Raw genomic sequence first — 16777 nt, forward strand, 5'->3', positions numbered from 1 at the left:
GCAATGGTCAAATCAATGAAGTGGCTGGCTGCGGGTGCCTTGTGCCTCGCTGCTGTGGGGGCTCATGCCCAGGTCAATCAGGTGCGCGTCTGGGCAGCGGCATGCGCCAACTGCCACGGCACCGAGGGTCGGGCACTTCAGGGCATGGAATCGCTGGCTGGCAAGGACAAAGACGAACTCCTGCAGAAGATGCTGGACTTCAAGACCGGCCGCAAGCCCGCGACCATCATGCACCAGCTCTCCAAGGGCTACTCCGACGAACAGCTTGGCCAGATCGCAGCCTACTTTGCTGCCCAGAAGAAATAAGGAGCTCCACCATGAAACGTCGTCAATTTGTACAAACGCTGGGCGCTGGCTCGGCTGTGGCTGGTCTGGGTTTGCTGGGTGGTTGTGCCGGCATAGGTGGCAGCAGCGCCAAAGTGGTGGTGGTGGGTGGCGGCTATGGCGGTGCCACCGCAGCCAAATACGTGCGCATGTTTTCCGACTACGGCATCCAGGTCACGCTGATTGAGCCCAACGAAGCCTTCATTTCGTGCCCCATCTCCAACCTGGTGATCCAAGGCAGCAAGACCATTGCCGAGATCACCACGCCCTACGACAACCTGACCAAGCGCCACGGCGTGAAGGTGGTGCGCGACATGGTCGCCAGCATCGACGCTGAAAAGCGCATGGTCAAACTGGCCAGCGGCGGCGAACTGCCCTACGACCGGCTCATTCTGTCGCCCGGCATCGACTTCATGTGGGACAGCCTGCCCGGCATGGCCAAAGACGGCGCCAAGGACAAGGTGCTGCACGCCTGGAAAGCCGGCGCACAAACCGTGGCCCTGCGCAAACAGCTCGAAGCCATGCCCGACGGCGGCGTCTATGCGCTCTCCATCCCGCTGGCGCCTTACCGCTGCCCGCCCGGCCCCTACGAGCGCGCCAGCCTGGTGGCCAACTACTTCAAGAAGGCCAAGCCCAAGAGCAAGGTCGTGATCTTCGACGCCAACGACGACATCCAGTCAAAGAAAGGTCTGTTCATGAAGGCCTGGAAAGACCACTACGACGGCATGATCGAGTACCGCCCCAAGCACCGGGTAACCGATGTGGACGCCGCCACCAACACCTTGAAGTTCGAGTTCAACGACGACTTCAAAGCCGCCGTGGCCAACGTGGTGCCCAACATGCGCGCCGGTGACATTGCGGTGAAAACCGGTCTGGCCACAGCCAACAACCGCTGGTGCGAAGTGGACTTTCTGACGTTTGAGTCCAAGGCCCACAAGAACATCCACGTCCTTGGCGACTCGATCCAGATCGCGCCGGGCATGCCAAAGTCGGGCCACATGGCCAACCAGCACGGCAAGACCTGCGCTGCGGCAGTGGTCTCGTTGCTGGCCGGCAAGGAAGCACCGAGCATGCCGATCTATGCCAACACCTGCTACAGCTTCGTGACCGACGAAGACGTGGTCCACGTGGCCAGCGTGCACCGCTACGACGCGGAAAAGAAAACCATGCTGACCGTGCCGGGTTCGGGTGGCGTGTCGAGCGCGGCCAGCGAGCTGGAAGGCCGCTATGCCCACGCCTGGGCGCGCAACATCTGGGCCGACACACTGGCCTGATGAACTGCAAAAGCGCCCCGTTGTCACCGCGGGGCGCTTTTTTTCGCTTTCAAATATCAGTCTGAGGTTATGCAATGAAAGCCTGTCGTCCCCTCATCCTCTCTGGCCTCGCCGCTGTCACAGCGCTGCTGGCACACACCGGCGCTTGGGCGCAAGCCGACGAAGCCCGCGCCAAGCGCATTGCCGGTGGCTCCTGCTTCCTGTGCCACGGGGCACAGGGCGAGTCCACCAGCGAAGCCTTTCCGCGCCTGGCGGGTCAGCACGCGCAGTACGTGGCCAAGCAGCTTGAAGCGTTCAAGAGCGGCCAGCGCAAAAGTTCGGCCATGAACGAGATGGTGGCCAAACTCACGCCAGACGAAATGCTGGCGCTGGGCAAATATTACGAAAAAATGAGCCTGCCGCGAGAAGAGGCCAAAGACCCCCAGCTGGCTGCCATGGGTCGCTACGTTTACCACAACGGTAACAAGTTCAGCGGTGTGCCGGCCTGCGTCAGCTGCCACGGCACCAACGCAGAAGGTGCAGCCAACCTGCCCCGCCTGGCCACCCAGTTCTCGGGCTACATCCACACGCAGCTCAAGTCGTTCAACAAACGCGACCGCACCAACGACAACGTGGTGATGCATGTGGTGGCAGAAAAGATGACCGAGCTGGAAATGGCGGCTGTGGCGGAATACGTTAGCAGCAAGTAACCCCCCTCGCCGCGCTTGCAGCGCGGCACTTTCCAGCGGCCCGGAAAAGCCGGGGCGAAGTGAGCCTTTTCTCCATCCGTTGCAGCCAATGCGCTTGCGCCGCCCAGGCTCCTAGGGCTGGTGTCGACTCAAGCTGAAGACGTCGATCTCCCCGCACCACACAGACCCGACCGCCTTCGCGGTGGACGCCCTCTTTTCAAAACATTTTTGGACAGCTTGCAGGCCGTGCACCCAAACAGGCCTTGGCAACTTGCGACAACGCCTCGCCGCCTAAAGGAATGACCTTGGGCCCCACGGAGAGCTGGCGTGGCAGAGGGCGTCGAAGCGAAAAAGGTGGGGAATGGGCCCACTTGGGCCCTACTTTTGAGGCCTGTGGCCGCTGCCGCCAGCGGAAAACAAGGGCGAAACCTGATTTTTCTCCATCTGTTGCAGGCGAGGCAATTCTGCCGCACAGGCCGCTGCCACTGAATCCTTTAAATGGCATCTATTTGCAGTGCAAATTGAATAAATACCACCAAATGATTCAAGGAATCATCTGCATGTGTCGAAGTAAAACGCATCCTTGGACCACTGCCGTTTTGCCCGACGCATGCACAGGGGGATTTGGCTATTTCGCCATCAAAAATTTTGCACCTGGGAAGATCATGAAAATTTCTTTGCGCTTCAGTTTGTTGCTACTGGCTGCGGCAGGTATCGCAGCGTTGTGCGTGTTGGCGGCCTCTGCCTTCGTGGGGAGCTACCGCGCGGCCGACGCGGTGACCCGGGGCTTTGATGCGAAGGACGTTGTGGCCGATATTCTTCCGCCGCCCATGTACCTGATTGAGTTGCGCCTGGTGCTCGGGATGGCGGTGGACGGCACGCTGCCCGTTGCCGAGGCACAGAAAGTGTCCCAGCGGTTGGCCAGTGAATACAACGGGCGCGTCAATTACTGGACAGAACACCCCCCCTACGGATTGGAATCGCAACTGTTGGGCGCTCAACATGAGGCAGGCAAGAGGCTGATTGCGGCTTCTGACGCTGTTTTTAATGCCGTTGCCCGAAGCGACAAGGAGGCCAGTATTGCAGCGCTCAATGCGGCGCACCAGATTTACCTAGAACACCGCGCAGGTGTGGACGCCACCGTTTCCGTGGCCAGTGCATTTGCCACCGATGCCATCGATTCATACCACCACACCACGGAACAAATGCTTTGGCTGATCGGCTCGATTTTTGGCGCAGCCGTATTGGGTTTGGTGGCGATGGGTTCATGGGTGCTGCGATCGGTATTGCGAACCACGGGTGGCGAGCCTGCTGAGGTGGCTCGCATTGCCAACGCGGTAGCCGAAGGAGACTTGACGATACAAGTGAACGTTGCGCACGGAGACACAACCAGCGTGATGGCCGCCATGAACCGCATGTGCACGCAGTTGCGCGACCTGGTGTCCCAGGTGAGTGCCAGCAGCGACAGCATTGCAACAGGCTCACATCAGATTTCCAGCGGGGGCCACGATTTGAGTGTTCGAACCGAACAACAAGCCACCAGCCTGCAACAAGCGGCTTCTGCGATGGGCCAGTTTTCAGACACCTTGCTGACCAGTGCTCAAAACGCGCGCGCCGCCACGCAGGTGGCCGCATCGGCCAGCGCGGTGGCGCTGCGAGGTGCAGAAGTGGTGGGGCAGGTGGTGTCGACGATGAAAGAGATATCGCTGAGCTCAAAGCGCATTGGTGAAATCACGTCGGTGATCGACGGGATTGCATTTCAGACCAATATCTTGGCGCTGAATGCCGCTGTTGAAGCCGCACGCGCTGGCGAACAGGGGCGCGGCTTCGCTGTGGTGGCAGCAGAGGTGCGCAACCTGGCACAACGCTCGGCTGGCGCTGCCAAGGAAATCAACACCCTCATCACCCAAAGCGTGACAGGCGTCATGGCCGGCACCCAGTTGGTTTCCGACGCTGGGGCCACGATGAAAGACATCGTGGACCAGGTTCAGCGGGTCACCGACCTCATTGGTGAAATCTCCAACACCACGGGCAAACAGACGCTGGGCATCGGCGTTGTGAGCGCGGCGGTCAGTGAGCTCGATTCGGCCACGCACCAGAACTCCGCTTTGGTAGAAGAGTCTGCGGCAGCGGCCGACAGTCTTAAGGAGCAGGCAGACGAATTGGTTCGCATGGTCAGCTTCTTCCGACTTGCGCGCAGATGATGCCGCTGCGACACAGGCGAGCGCTGGCGAGCGCGTCCTCCCCGCACCCCCGGGCAGCCGCTCAAGCCACCCTGGCCACCAGCTCGCCCTTGTCGTAGCGCTTTTGCATGGTCTCCAGGCTGTACACCTGGGTGATCTTGCTGGCCATACCGGCGGCGCCAAAGGCCTCGTAGCGCGCGGCGCAAATGGCCTGCATGGCCTTGGTGGCTTCTTTGTAAAACTTGCGCGGGTCAAAGTTTTTGCGGTCTTCGGCCAGGTGCTTGCGGATGGCGCCGGTGCTGACCATGCGCAGGTCGGTGTCGATGTTGACCTTGCGCACGCCGTTTTTGATGCCTTCGACGATCTCTTCCACCGGCACGCCATAGGTCACGCCCATGTCGCCGCCGTACTGGTTGATGATGGCGAGCCAGTCTTCCGGCACGCTGCTGCTGCCGTGCATCACCAGGTGCACATTGGGGATGCGCTGGTGAATCTCTTTCACACGGTCGATGCGCAGCACCTTGCCGCTGGGCTTGCTGCTGAACTTGTAGGCGCCGTGGCTGGTGCCGATGGCGATGGCCAGGGCGTCCACCTGGGTCTTGGTCACGAAATCGGCGGCTTCATCGGGGTCGGTAAGCAGCGCGGAATGATTGAGTACGCCTTCAGCGCCGTGGCCGTCTTCTTCGCCGGCCTTTCCAGTTTCCAGCGAACCCAGGCAACCAAGTTCACCTTCGACCGACACACCGCAGGCGTGGGCCAGGTCCACCACCTGTTTGGTGGTGTTGACGTTGTACTCGTAGCTCGACGGCGTCTTGCCGTCGGCCAGCAGGCTGCCATCCATCATCACCGAGCTGAAGCCCGACTGGATGGAGCGAGCGCAGATGGCGGGCGCAGCGCCGTGGTCCTGGTGCATGCACACGGGAATGTGCGGGTACATCTCGATCGCGGCCGAAATCAGGTGGCGCAGAAACGGCTCGCCCGCGTAGGAGCGCGCACCGGCCGAACCTTGCAGGATGACCGGGCTGTTCACCGCATCAGCCGCCTGCATGATGGCCTGCACCTGCTCCATGTTGTTGACGTTGAAGGCCGGCAGGCCGTACTGGTGCTCGGCGGCGTGGTCGAGCAGCTGACGAAGGGAAATGAGTGCCATGGTGGGCTCCTACAAATGGTCAATGAAAGGGATCAGGAGGCGCGCTTGGCCAGGATCTCGAACGCCGGCAGCGTCTTGCCCTCCAGCACTTCGAGGAAAGCGCCACCACCGGTGGAGATGTAGCCCAAGTCTTTCTCGATGCCGTACTTGGCGATCGCCGCCAGCGTGTCGCCACCGCCAGCGATGCTGAAGGCGCTGCTCTCAGCAATGGCTTGTGCGATGACTTTGGTGCCGTTCTCGAACGCCGCGAACTCGAACACGCCCACCGGGCCGTTCCACACAATGGTGCCGGCTTTCTTCAGCTGCTCGGCCAGCAGCGCTGCGGTCTGTGGGCCAATGTCCAGAATCAGGTCGTCGTCGGCCACGTCGGTGGCGGCTTTCACCGTCGCCACGGCGTCGGGGCTGAAGGTCTTGGCGGTCACCACGTCGGTAGGAATCGGTACCGCCGCGCCACGCGCTTGCATGGCGTCGATCACGGCTTTGGCTTCACCCACCAGGTCGGGCTCGGCCAGGCTTTTGCCGATCTTCAAGCCGGCGGCGAGCATGAAGGTGTTGGCGATGCCGCCGCCGACGATGAGGCCGTCCACATTCTTGGCCAGCGCTTGCAGAATAGTGAGCTTGGTGCTGACCTTGCTGCCGGCGACGATGGCGATGAGCGGGCGTTTGGGAGCGGCCAGGGCTTTGCCGATGGCGTCCATTTCAGCCGCGAGCAGCGGGCCAGCGCAAGCGATGGGGGCGGTTTCGGCAATGCCGTAGGTGGTGCCTTCGGCGCGGTGCGCGGTGCCAAAGGCGTCGTGCACGAAGATGTCGCACAGGCTGCCGAGCTTTTTGGCCAGCTCGGGGCTGTTCTTCTTCTCGCCTTTGTTCAGGCGGCAGTTTTCCAGCATCACCACTTCACCGGGGGCCACCGAAAAATCACCGTCCACCCAGTTGGCCACCACACGCACGGAGCGGCCCATGAGCTCGCCCAGGCGCCCGGCCACTGGAGTCAGGGAGTCTTCGGGTTTGAACGCACCCTCGGTGGGGCGGCCCAGGTGGCTGGTGACCATGACGGCGGCTCCCGCGTCCAGCGCCATCTGAATGGCGGGGATGCTGGCGCGGATGCGCGTGTCTTCGGTGATGCGGCCTGCGTCGTCTTGCGGCACGTTGAGGTCGGCGCGGATGAACACGCGTTTGTCGCGCGCAAAACCACTGGCACACACGTCGCGGAATCTCAAAAATTTCATGTCCTGCTCCTCAGGCGCCAACCACGCGCACCATCTCCAGGCACTTGTTCGAATAGCCCCACTCGTTGTCGTACCAGGCCACCACCTTCACAAAGGTGCTGTCCAGCGCAATGCCGGCGTCGGCGTCGAACACGCTGGTGCAGGTCTCGCCACGGAAGTCGGTGGCCACCACTTTGTCGGTGGTGTAGGCCAGCACACCCTTCAGGGCGCCTTCGCTCTGGGCCTTCATCTCGGCGCAAATTTCGGCGTAGGTCGCTTCGCTGTTCAGCTCCACGGTCAGATCGATCACGGACACGTCGGACGTGGGCACGCGAAAGCTCATGCCGGTGAGCTTTTTGTTCAGCTCGGGAATGACCACGCCCACGGCCTTGGCAGCGCCCGTGCTGCTGGGGATGATGTTTTCCAGAATGCCGCGGCCGCCGCGCCAGTCTTTGTTGCTCGGGCCGTCCACGGTTTTCTGCGTGGCGGTGGCGGCGTGCACCGTGGTCATCAGGCCGCGCTTGATGCCCCACTTGTCGTTCAGGACCTTGGCCACGGGGGCCAGGCAGTTGGTGGTGCACGAAGCGTTGGAGATGATGGCCTGGCCGGCGTAGGTCTTGTCGTTCACACCGTAAACGAACATGGGGGTGTCGTCTTTGGACGGCGCGGACAGGATGACCTTCTTGGCGCCGGCGTCCAGGTGCTTCTGGGCGGTGACCTTGTCCAGGAACAGGCCGGTGGACTCGATGACGATGTCGGCACCGACTTCGTTCCACTTCAGGTTGGCGGGGTCGCGCTCTTGCGTGAGGCGAATGGTTTTGCCATTTACGACGATGTTGCCGCCTTCGACCTTGACGGTGCCCTTGAAGCGGCCGTGCACGCTGTCGTATTGCAGCATGTAGGCGAGGTAGTCGGGCTCCAGCAGGTCGTTGATGGCAACGACTTCGATGTCCGCGAAGTTCTGAATGGCGCTGCGCAGCACGTTGCGCCCGATGCGGCCGAAACCGTTGATGCCGATCTTGATGGTCATGAAAAAGTGCTCCGGGAAAAGAGAAAAATGGGCGTTCAGGCTGGCGTAGGCAGCAAGGTGGTCAACGCCGAAAAATCGGGAATCACGCGATCGGGGTTGCACGATTCAATGGGTTCGCCCATGTTGTAGCCGTAGGGCAGCGCCCACACCGTTATGCCGCCGTTGCGCGCTGTGGCCACGTCGATGCTGGAGTCCCCCACAAACAGGGCGCGCTCACGCGCCACACCAAAACGCTGCAGGCAATCGTCAATCCCGGCTGGGTTGGGCTTCTTCACCGGCAAGGTATCGCCGCTGATCACGTGGTCAAACAGCGGCGCCAGTTCGTGCGCATCGAGCACCACCTGGGTGTAGCGCCCTTCCTTGTTGGTCATCACCACCAGCTTCACGCCCTGGGCACGCAGGGCCTGCAGGGTTTCTCGCACGCACGGGTAAAGGTGGCTGCGCGTGCCGCAACGTTGTTCGTAGTGGGTGCCAAAGGCCGCCTCAATCTGCTTGAAGTTGTCGGCCGCCTGCACGGCTTCCAGCGTCGTCTTGCCGACTTCTGCCAGCGCCTGGATCAGCAAGGTGCGCGTGCCATGGCCGATCCAGTCGTTCACCTGCTGCTGGGTCACTGGGGGCAGTTCAAACCGGGTCAAGGTGTCGTTGACCGCGTCGGCGATCTCGGGCGCCGTCTCGATCAGCGTGCCGTCGAGATCGAACAGGATCAAGTCGTAGGGGTAGGCGGTCATTCAGTGGGCCCCTGTGATGATGTGCTCGGGCAGAACCTCTTCGCGCCGGTGCTCGGCCCGGTGCACCAGGGTGCGCACGGCGTCACACACGCGGGCAGCGGTGATGCCGAAGTGCTGGTACAGGTCTTTGGCCGGGGCCGATTCGCCGAAGGTGGCGATGCCCACCACCACGCCGGTGCGGCCTACGTACTTGCGCCAGAAATCGGGGTGTGCGGCTTCCACCGCCACCGTGGGCAGTGAAAGCGGCAGCACCTTGTCTTGATACGCCTCGGGCTGGCGGTCGAACACGTTGCTGCTGGGCATGGACACCACGCGCGTGCTGATGCCCTCCGCTGCCAGCGCGGCGTGGGCTTCCATGGCCAGCGAGGTCTCGGAACCGGTGGCCAAGATCACGGCCTTGGGGTTCGCACCTTCGGCCAGCACATAGCCGCCTTTGCGGATCTTCCCGACCATGCTGGCGTCGCTGAGGCGCGGCAGGTTCTGGCGCGAAAGGCACAGCGCGCTCGGTCCGTCGCACCGCTCGATGGCGCTGGCCCAGGCCACGGCGGTTTCCAGGCCATCGGCCGGGCGCCACACGTCCAGCCCGGGAATGATGCGCAGGCTGGGTACGTGCTCCACGCTCTGGTGCGTGGGGCCGTCTTCGCCCAGACCAATGCTGTCGTGCGTGAACACATGGATCACGCGCAGCTTCATCAGCGCGGCCATGCGGATGGCGTTGCGGCTGTAGTCGGAGAACGTGAGGAAGGTGCCGCCGTAGGGGATGTAGCCACCGTGCAGGGCGATGCCGTTCATGATGGCGGCCATGCCGAATTCGCGCACGCCGTAGCTCAGGTGGTTGCCCCAGGCGTCGCGCCCCGCCTTCACGCAACCTTTGAAGTTGGTGAGGTTGGAGCCGGTCAGGTCGGCGCTGCCGCCAAAGAACTCGGGCACCAGCGGCGCCAACAGGTCCAGCGCGTTCTGGCTCGACTTGCGGGTGGCGAAGGCATCGGCCTTGGCGGCGATGGCTTCCAGCACCTCGGGCAGGTTCTTGGCGAAGTCGGGCAGCAGATCGCCAGCCATGCGGCGCTCAAACTCGGCCGCTTCCAGCGGGTACTGCACGCGGTAGGCGTCAAAGCGCTGCTGCCAGGCTTGCTCGGCCGCGGCGCCGCGGTCCACCGCATTCCAGGTCAGGGCCAGCTCAGCAGGAATTTCAAACGGCGGCGCCGTCCAGCTCAGCGCGTCGCGCGTGGCCTGCACCTCGGCCGCGCCCAGCGCGGCACCGTGCACGTCGTGCGTGCCGGCCTTGTTGGGTGAACCCATGCCAATCACGGTCTTGCAACAAATCAGCGTCGGCTTGCCGTGGGGCAAGGCGCCCTGCTGCTTGGCTTCGATCAGCGCGGCTTCGATGGCGGCCGGGTTGTGCCCGTCCACGTTGGGAATCACGTGCCAGCCGTAGGCGTCAAAGCGCTTGGGGGTGTCGTCGGTGAACCAGCCTTCAACGTGGCCGTCGATGGAAATGCCGTTGTCGTCGTAAAACGCCACCAGCTTCGAGAGGCGCAGCGTGCCGGCCAGCGCGCAGGCCTCGTGGCTGATGCCTTCCATCATGCAGCCGTCACCCAAAAACGCGAAGGTGTGGTGGTCCACGATGTGGTGCGTGCCATCTTCGTCTTCGCGGTTGAACTCTGCGGCCAGCAGCTTCTCGGCCAGCGCCATGCCCACCGCGTTGCTGATGCCCTGGCCCAGCGGGCCGGTGGTGGTTTCCACACCGGGGGTGATGCCCACCTCGGGGTGGCCTGCGGTCTTGCTGTGCAGTTGGCGAAAGGCCTTCAACTCGCTCATCGGCAGGTCGTAACCCGTCAGGTGCAGCAGCGCATAAATCAGCATCGAGCCATGGCCGTTGGACAGCACGAAGCGGTCGCGGTCGGGCCAGTGCGGGTTGGCCGGGTTGTGCTTCAGGTGCCGGTTCCACAGCACCTCGGCAATGTCGGCCATGCCCATGGGCGCGCCGGGGTGGCCAGACTTGGCTTTTTCCACAGCATCGACAGCGAGCATGCGTATGGCATTCGCCATCTGACGGGCTAGTTCGGGCGAAGGGTTCTGCATACAGAGTCCTTGAAAGAGAAAGCAAAAGCGAGCGAAGGGCAGTTCATCCAGAACGCCGCGGAACCGGCTTCGCCGGGCCGCAGGCGTTGCCCCCCAGCGGGGGGTGACGGCGTCAGCCGGCGCGGGGGGCGTTCTTTTTTCTCTCCACCATGCGCCAGATGAAGGGCGTGAAGATCAGCTGCATCGCCAGCTCCATCTTCCCGCCCGGCACCACGATGGTGTTGGCGCGGCTCATCATGGAACCGTTGATCATGCTCAGCAGGTACTGGAAATCGATGCCTTTGGGCTTGGCGAATCGGATCACCACCATGCTCTCGTCGGCGGTGGGCACGTCGCGCGCCACAAACGGGTTGCTGGTGTCCACAATGGGCACGCGCTGAAAGTTCACATGCGTGTGCTGAAACTGCGGGGTGATGTAGTTCACATAGTCGGGCATGCGGCGCAAGATGGTGTCGGTCACCGCGTCGGCGCTGTAGCCGCGCATGTTCTTGTCGCGGTAGAGCTTCTGGATCCACTCCAGGTTGATCACCGGCACCACGCCGACCAGCAGATCCGGGTACTGCGCCACGTTGTGCTCGGGCGTGACCACGGCACCGTGCAGGCCTTCGTAAAACAGCATGTCGGTGTCGGCCGGCAGGTCTTCCCAAGGGGTGAAGGTGCCCGGGTCCTGCTGGTAGGGCGCAGCTTCTTCGGCGTTGTGCAGGTACTTGCGGCTCTTGCCCTGGCCGGTGGCGCTGTAGGTGCGAAACAGGTTTTCAATCTCGCCAAACAGGTTGGCATTGGCGCCGAAATGGCTGAAATTGTGGTTGCCCGCGGCCTCGGCTTCGGCCGCCTTTAGCTTCATTTCCTTGCGGTCGTAGCGGTGAAAGCTGTCGCCTTCAATGATGCCGGCGGTCACGTTTTCGCGGCGAAAGATGTTCTGGAAAGTGCGGGTCACCGTCGAGGTACCCGCGCCGGACGAGCCGGTGATAGCAATGATGGGGTGGCGTTCAGACATGAAAACTCCTATCCCCCCGCGCCGCCTGCGGCGTCACCCCCCAAGGGGGCAACACCAGCCGTCCGGCAAAGCCGGCCCGGCGGTGTTCTGGCTCAGGCACTTCGGGCGCTACGGGGGTCTGTGGTGGTGGATGAAGGGACGAAAAGGGGTGGTCGAGGAGTGGGCTTGCGTGCTTAATCCCTAAACAGACTTCGCTCCGCGAACAGCGGCGTGTGGTCCTTCATGGCCACCGGCTCACGGTGGTAGCGCTCAATGCGGTCGACCTCGTTCTTGCTGCCAAACACCAGGCCAATGCGCTGGTGCAGCGCGGTGGGCACCACGCTCAGCATGGGCACGCTGCCGGTGCTGGCGCGGCCACCGGCCTGCTCCATGAGCATGCCGATGGGGTTGGCCTCGTACAGCAGGCGCAGGCGCCCGGGCTTGCTGGTGTCTTTGGTGTCGCGCGGGTACATGAACACGCCGCCGCGCATCAAGATGCGGTGCGCCTCGGCCACCATGCTGGCGATCCAGCGCATGTTGAAGTCTTTGCCGCGTGGCCCGGTTTTGCCGGCCAGGCACTCGTCCACGTAGCGCTTCACTGGCGCTTCCCAAAAACGGCTGTTGGACGCGTTGATGGCGAACTCCTGCGTGTCGGCGGGAATCTGGATGTTGTGGTGCGTCAGCTTGAATTCGCCCAGATTGGGGTCAAGCGTGAAGCCATTGACACCATTGCCCACGGTGAGCACCAGCATGGTGGTGGGGCCGTAGAGCGCGTAGCCGGCCGCGAGCTGCTGGGCGCCGGGCTGAAAAAAGTCTTCGGCGGTGATGTCGCGCCCACTGTCGATCACCGCTTGCGGCGCGCGCAGGATCGAAAAAATGCTGCCCACCGACACGTTCACATCGATGTTGCTGGAGCCGTCCAGCGGATCAAACACCAGCAGGTATTTGCCGCGCGGGTACTGACCGGGTATTTGGTAAGGCTCGTCCATTTCTTCCGAACCCATGCCGGCCAGGTGGCCGCCCCAGTTGTTGGCGCTGATGAACATGTCGTTGCTGATCACGTCCAGCTTCTTCTGTGTTTCACCCTGCACATTGACGCTGGCACCACCCGCTGCGGCGTCGTGGTTGCCGAGCATGCCGCCCAGCTCACCAAAGGCCACGGCGCGGGCAATGGCCTTGCAGGCCAGCGCCACGTCAAGAATCAGGGCGTTGAAGTCGCCGCTGGCGCTGGGAAAGCGACGCCGCTCCTCAATCAGGAACTGGGTCAGCGTGGAGCGTTTGGACAAAGGCATGGCAGTCTCTCGGTGGTTTCTGAATTCTGAAAAAAAGGCTCAGCCGCTCAAGCGTTGCGGGCATTCGAGCGCAGCTGCTTCATCACGGTGTGGTAGCCGCCGTCGTTGTCGGGCGCGCCAAACACGGCACTGCCGGCCACCAGGGTGTCGGCGCCGGCGCGCACGATCTCGGCAATGTTGTCCAGCTTCACGCCGCCGTCCACTTCAAGCCAGATGGGCTGGCCGCCCTGGGCGGTGTGGGTGTCGATGCGCCGGCGTGCGTCCACCAGCTTGGCCAGCGTGCTGTAAATGAACTTTTGCCCGCCAAAGCCGGGGTTCACGCTCATCAGCAACACCACATCCAGCCGGTCCATCACATGGTCCATCAGCGCCAGCGGCGTGGCCGGGTTGAACACCAGGCCGGCTTTGCAGCCGTGGTCGCGAATGAGCTGCAGCGTGCGGTCCACATGGCGGCTGGCTTCGGGGTGGAACGTGATGATGTTGGCGCCTGCCTTGGCAAACAGCGGAATCAGCGCGTCCACCGGCTCCACCATCAGGTGCACGTCGATGCCAATCTTCACGTGCGGGCGAATGGCCTCGCACACCAGCGGCCCAATGGTCAGGTTGGGCACGTAGTGGTTGTCCATCACGTCGAAGTGCACCAGGTCGGCACCGGCTGCTTCAATGGCGCGCACCTCGTCGCCCAGGCGGGAAAAGTCGGCAGACAAGATGGAGGGAGCAAGGCGGATGGGGGTCATGAGCGAGGCTGGTTAGGGGAAAGTAAAAACAGGAAAGTCGCTCAGCGGTTGTGCCATTCGCGCAGGCGCGCCACGTTGACCTGGCTCAGGTCGGGCACCACGCGCAGGGCGCCGGTGAAATCGTGGTGGGCGGTGAAGCCGTTGGGCGTGATCACCGTGGCCAGGCCGGCGGCCATGGCGGCGCGCAGGCCATTGCCCGAGTCTTCAAAGGCCACACAGTCGGCCGCGCGCAAGCGCATGTCAGCCAGCACCTTCATGTAGACCTGCGGGTTCGGCTTTTTGACCGGGGCGTTGCTCGCATCGCCCACGGCCAGAAAGTGGCTGCGCCAGTCGAGCCCGATGGCACTGCGCAGCAGGGCCGCAATGTTGACCGGCGAGGTGGTGGTGGCAATGGCCAGCTGCAAGCCCTGGGCCCGCGCCTCGTTCATGAGCGCCAGCACGCCGGGGCGCAGCGTCACCGCGCCGCTGTTGACCGCGTTTTCGTAATAGGCGGTCTTGATCTCGTGCAGCCGGTTGATGGTGGCCTCGACCGCACCGCCGGCCAGCTCTTTCAGATCGGGCTGCAGGCTGCGCCAGTGGTGCAGCATGCGCTCCTTGCCACCCGAAACATCCAGCAACTGCGTGTATTGCGCCAGGTCCCAGTGCCAGCCCATGCCGGCTTGTTCGAAGGCGTGGTTGAACGCCGCGAGGTGCACGCTTTCCGTATCGGCCAGGGTGCCGTCAACATCAAAAATAAGGGCTTGGAGCATGGACTGAAACCGCCTGAGGCCCCCGAAAAACCGGGGTGTTGGCGAACTATAGGCATTCACTTAAATAAGGTAAATTCACGATTACTTGCTTTTAAGTTAAGCTTTTACTGAATGAAAAACGCCACCTTCCGCCAACTCAGGGTTTTCACCGAGGTCGCCAAACACCTCAGTTTTGCCCGCGCCGCCGAGGTGCTGCACCTCTCGCCGCCTGCGGTCACCATGCAAGTGAAAGAGCTGGAAGGCCATGTGGGCCTGCCGCTGTTTGAGCGCACCGGGCGCCAGGTGTCGCTGACCACCGCGGGCGAATACATGCTGGTGTACGCCCGCAAGGTGCTGGCCACGCTGAAAGACGCCGAAGACGCCGCCGCCCGGCTGCAGCGGCTGGAGGTGGGCACGCTCACCATCGGCATGGTGAGCACCGCCAAGTACTTTCTGCCCCGGCTGATGGCCGAGTTTCAGCACGAGCACGAGGGCATTGAAATCCGGCTCGCGGTGGGCAACCGTGAACAGCTGGTGAAGATGCTGCAGGGCAACGAGCTCGACATTGCCATCATGGGCCGCCCGCCCACCGAGCTGGCCACCCGCGCCGAGCCGTTTGCCGCCCACCCGCATGTGTTTGTGGCCGCCACCGACCACCCGCTGCTTAAGGTGGGCCACCCCACGGTGGACTCGCTAAAGCCCTACGGCTTCATCTTGCGCGAGCGCGGTTCGGGCACGCGCGCGGCGATGGAAAAGTTTCTGGAACGCAGCCGCATGGAACCCCGCGTGGTGATGGAAATGACCAGCAACGAAACCATCAAGCAGGCGGTAATGGCGGGCATGGGCATCAGCTTTTTGTCGCTGCACACCATTGGCCTGGAGCTGGAACACGGTTTGATTGCCACCCTGGACGTGGAAGGCACGCCCATCGTGCGCGCCTGGAACGTGGTGCACACCTTGTCTAAACTGCTGTCTCCCGCCGCCGAGGCGTTTCGCTATTTCATGCTGGAGCGTGCGGAAAGCCATCTGGCCGAAAAATACGGCAGCTTGCTCAAACTCCCTCCAGCGCTGTAACAGCCTGTTACCAACCCACACCCCATGACAAGCCCCAGCACCGCCACAACCGACCGCACCGACGAGCGCCTGACACAGCTTGAGATCAAGCTCAGCTACACCGAAGACCTGCTGGATACCCTGAACCAGCTGGTGGCCACGCAGCAAGACCAGCTGAACCTGCTGCTGCGCGAAGTGAGTCGCCTGCGCCAGCAGGGCGGCAGCGAAAACATGGCCGCGCCGCGCGACCCGCGCGACGAACTGCCGCCGCACTACTGAACCCACGTTGGCCCGGGGTGCAAGAGACCGAATGCACACCCCAGCCCGTCTGGTTACAAGTCGGGTTTCTGAATCGTTTCTAATTACCCCCTGCCACCGGTTTCGCCCCACTCGGCGAATTCGATGCTGGCCACGCCGGCTGCTGGCACCCATGCCGCAACCGACCCGTGTGCACCCCCCAACGCTGGCGAGACATTCAGGCCAAGGCACTGTATGGACAGTCAGTTTTGGGCCGGTGCCCAACGGCCTCCAGGCCACCCTTTTTTCAACCGCTTGATGGCCCCGTTTCGGGGCAAAGGAATGGTTTTGCGCAGCAACTTCAGCAGTTCCAGGCTGGTGCGCCTGCTTGGTGACGGCACGCCCGCGCCGCCCGAGTCGCCCCGGCAGGACTTTGCCGAGCGGCTGGGCCAGTGGCTGAACGTGGCGGACGCCATTGCGTTGCATGCGGCCCACCAGTCGATCCAGGCGATGGCGTCGACCCAGCCCACACGCGCCCGGGCCAACGGCACAGACCGCGCTACCGCCTTGACCGCCGAATTTCAGCGCGTGCGCGCCACGCTGGCAAAAGCCATCCAGACCCCACCCGACACCGGCACGGCCACCAAGCGGCACCGCCACGCGCTGCCAGCCAGCGTGCTGCCGGTGGACGCAGAAGCCACACCCGCCGCACCAGAAGTCAGCTTTGCCCCCTTCCAGCAGCGTTACCAGGAACACCAGCGGCGCATGGACATGAGCCTGGAAGCCCTGCGCGGCCATGTGCGCCAGACGTTGGCCAACGCCACGCCAGCCCTGGCCCAGCTGGCCGCGCTGGACGCGGTGCTCGACCCGATGCTGGCCGGGCGCGAGCAGAAAATGCTGGCCAATGTGCCCGCTTTTCTGGAGCGCCGTTTTGACCAACTGCGCCAACAGCACCCGGCCGAAGCCGAAGCACCGGCGCCCACCAGCGCCTGGCTGGCCACTTTTGAACCGACATTCCAGGCCACCTTGCTGGCCGAACTCGACCTGCGGCTGCAGCCCGTCCTGGGAATGATCGAAGCACTCAGCAACGCCGTGAACCCGTGAAGCAGA

The 16777-nt window shown here is 63.1% G+C and carries 16 protein-coding genes; 7 read left to right on the forward strand and 9 right to left on the reverse strand.

All coding sequences use genetic code 11. The features are described 5' to 3' along the window. Positions 1–3 precede the first annotated feature (3 nt). The 4 genes from ACTG4K_RS15090 to ACTG4K_RS15105 all read left to right on the forward strand — a co-directional run bounded on the left by ACTG4K_RS15090 (position 4) and on the right by ACTG4K_RS15105 (position 4470). Entirely contained in the window at positions 4–306 is a 303-nt protein-coding gene (locus ACTG4K_RS15090; protein WP_439115031.1) for a c-type cytochrome, read from the forward strand. An 11-nt stretch (positions 307–317) separates the two neighbouring features. Continuing rightward, positions 318–1598, forward strand: a complete 1281-nt coding sequence (locus ACTG4K_RS15095; RefSeq protein ID WP_439115032.1) for an FCSD flavin-binding domain-containing protein — start codon at positions 318–320, stop codon at positions 1596–1598. A 74-nt stretch (positions 1599–1672) separates the two neighbouring features. Next, positions 1673–2287, forward strand: a complete 615-nt coding sequence (locus ACTG4K_RS15100; RefSeq protein ID WP_439115033.1) for a c-type cytochrome — start codon at positions 1673–1675, stop codon at positions 2285–2287. Positions 2288–2637: 350 nt separating this feature from the next. After that, the gene (locus tag ACTG4K_RS15105; RefSeq protein WP_439115034.1) at positions 2638–4470 is read left to right on the forward strand and encodes a methyl-accepting chemotaxis protein; all 1833 of its coding nucleotides are present in this window, start codon (positions 2638–2640) and stop codon (positions 4468–4470) included. 61 nt (positions 4471–4531) lie between these two features. Here the strand turns inward: ACTG4K_RS15105 and fba are convergent, their stop codons facing one another. The 9 genes from fba to ACTG4K_RS15150 all read right to left on the reverse strand — a co-directional run bounded on the left by fba (position 4532) and on the right by ACTG4K_RS15150 (position 14398). Beyond that, entirely contained in the window at positions 4532–5599 is a 1068-nt protein-coding gene (gene fba, locus ACTG4K_RS15110) for a class II fructose-bisphosphate aldolase (RefSeq protein WP_439115035.1), read from the reverse strand. 32 nt (positions 5600–5631) lie between these two features. After that, the gene (locus ACTG4K_RS15115) at positions 5632–6825 is read right to left on the reverse strand and encodes a phosphoglycerate kinase (RefSeq protein WP_439115036.1); all 1194 of its coding nucleotides are present in this window, start codon (positions 6823–6825) and stop codon (positions 5632–5634) included. A 10-nt stretch (positions 6826–6835) separates the two neighbouring features. Next, the gene (gene gap, locus ACTG4K_RS15120) at positions 6836–7834 is read right to left on the reverse strand and encodes a type I glyceraldehyde-3-phosphate dehydrogenase (protein WP_439115037.1); all 999 of its coding nucleotides are present in this window, start codon (positions 7832–7834) and stop codon (positions 6836–6838) included. A gap of 35 nt (positions 7835–7869) precedes the next feature. Further along, complete coding sequence (locus tag ACTG4K_RS15125) at positions 7870–8562, reverse strand: HAD family hydrolase (RefSeq protein WP_439115038.1); 693 nt, start codon at positions 8560–8562, stop codon at positions 7870–7872. Beyond that, positions 8563–10644 (reverse strand): transketolase, encoded by a 2082-nt coding sequence (gene tkt, locus ACTG4K_RS15130; protein WP_439115039.1) that lies wholly within the window; start codon positions 10642–10644, stop codon positions 8563–8565. Between the two features lie 112 nt (positions 10645–10756). Further along, complete coding sequence (locus ACTG4K_RS15135) at positions 10757–11641, reverse strand: phosphoribulokinase (RefSeq protein WP_439115040.1); 885 nt, start codon at positions 11639–11641, stop codon at positions 10757–10759. A gap of 173 nt (positions 11642–11814) precedes the next feature. Continuing rightward, positions 11815–12912 (reverse strand): class 1 fructose-bisphosphatase, encoded by a 1098-nt coding sequence (locus tag ACTG4K_RS15140; protein WP_439115041.1) that lies wholly within the window; start codon positions 12910–12912, stop codon positions 11815–11817. Between the two features lie 47 nt (positions 12913–12959). Beyond that, the gene (gene rpe, locus ACTG4K_RS15145; protein ID WP_439115042.1) at positions 12960–13649 is read right to left on the reverse strand and encodes a ribulose-phosphate 3-epimerase; all 690 of its coding nucleotides are present in this window, start codon (positions 13647–13649) and stop codon (positions 12960–12962) included. Positions 13650–13690: 41 nt separating this feature from the next. Further along, positions 13691–14398 (reverse strand): HAD-IA family hydrolase, encoded by a 708-nt coding sequence (locus ACTG4K_RS15150; RefSeq protein WP_439115043.1) that lies wholly within the window; start codon positions 14396–14398, stop codon positions 13691–13693. A 111-nt stretch (positions 14399–14509) separates the two neighbouring features. On the opposite strand from ACTG4K_RS15150, the gene ACTG4K_RS15155 reads away from it, so the two are divergent. The 3 genes from ACTG4K_RS15155 (at position 14510) to ACTG4K_RS15165 (ending at position 16771) form a co-directional block, all read left to right on the forward strand. Continuing rightward, positions 14510–15451 carry a LysR substrate-binding domain-containing protein gene (locus ACTG4K_RS15155; RefSeq protein WP_439115044.1) on the forward strand — a complete coding sequence of 314 codons (942 nt, stop codon included), beginning with the start codon at positions 14510–14512 and terminating at the stop codon, positions 15449–15451. Positions 15452–15475: 24 nt separating this feature from the next. Beyond that, the gene (locus tag ACTG4K_RS15160) at positions 15476–15709 is read left to right on the forward strand and encodes a SlyX family protein (RefSeq protein WP_439115045.1); all 234 of its coding nucleotides are present in this window, start codon (positions 15476–15478) and stop codon (positions 15707–15709) included. Between the two features lie 306 nt (positions 15710–16015). Continuing rightward, complete coding sequence (locus tag ACTG4K_RS15165) at positions 16016–16771, forward strand: DUF3348 family protein (RefSeq protein WP_439115046.1); 756 nt, start codon at positions 16016–16018, stop codon at positions 16769–16771. The last annotated feature ends 6 nt before the right edge of the window (positions 16772–16777 follow it).

The organism is Hydrogenophaga sp. (assembly GCF_965657535.1).
In the GTDB taxonomy this organism is placed as follows: Bacteria; Pseudomonadota; Gammaproteobacteria; order Burkholderiales; family Burkholderiaceae_C; genus Hydrogenophaga.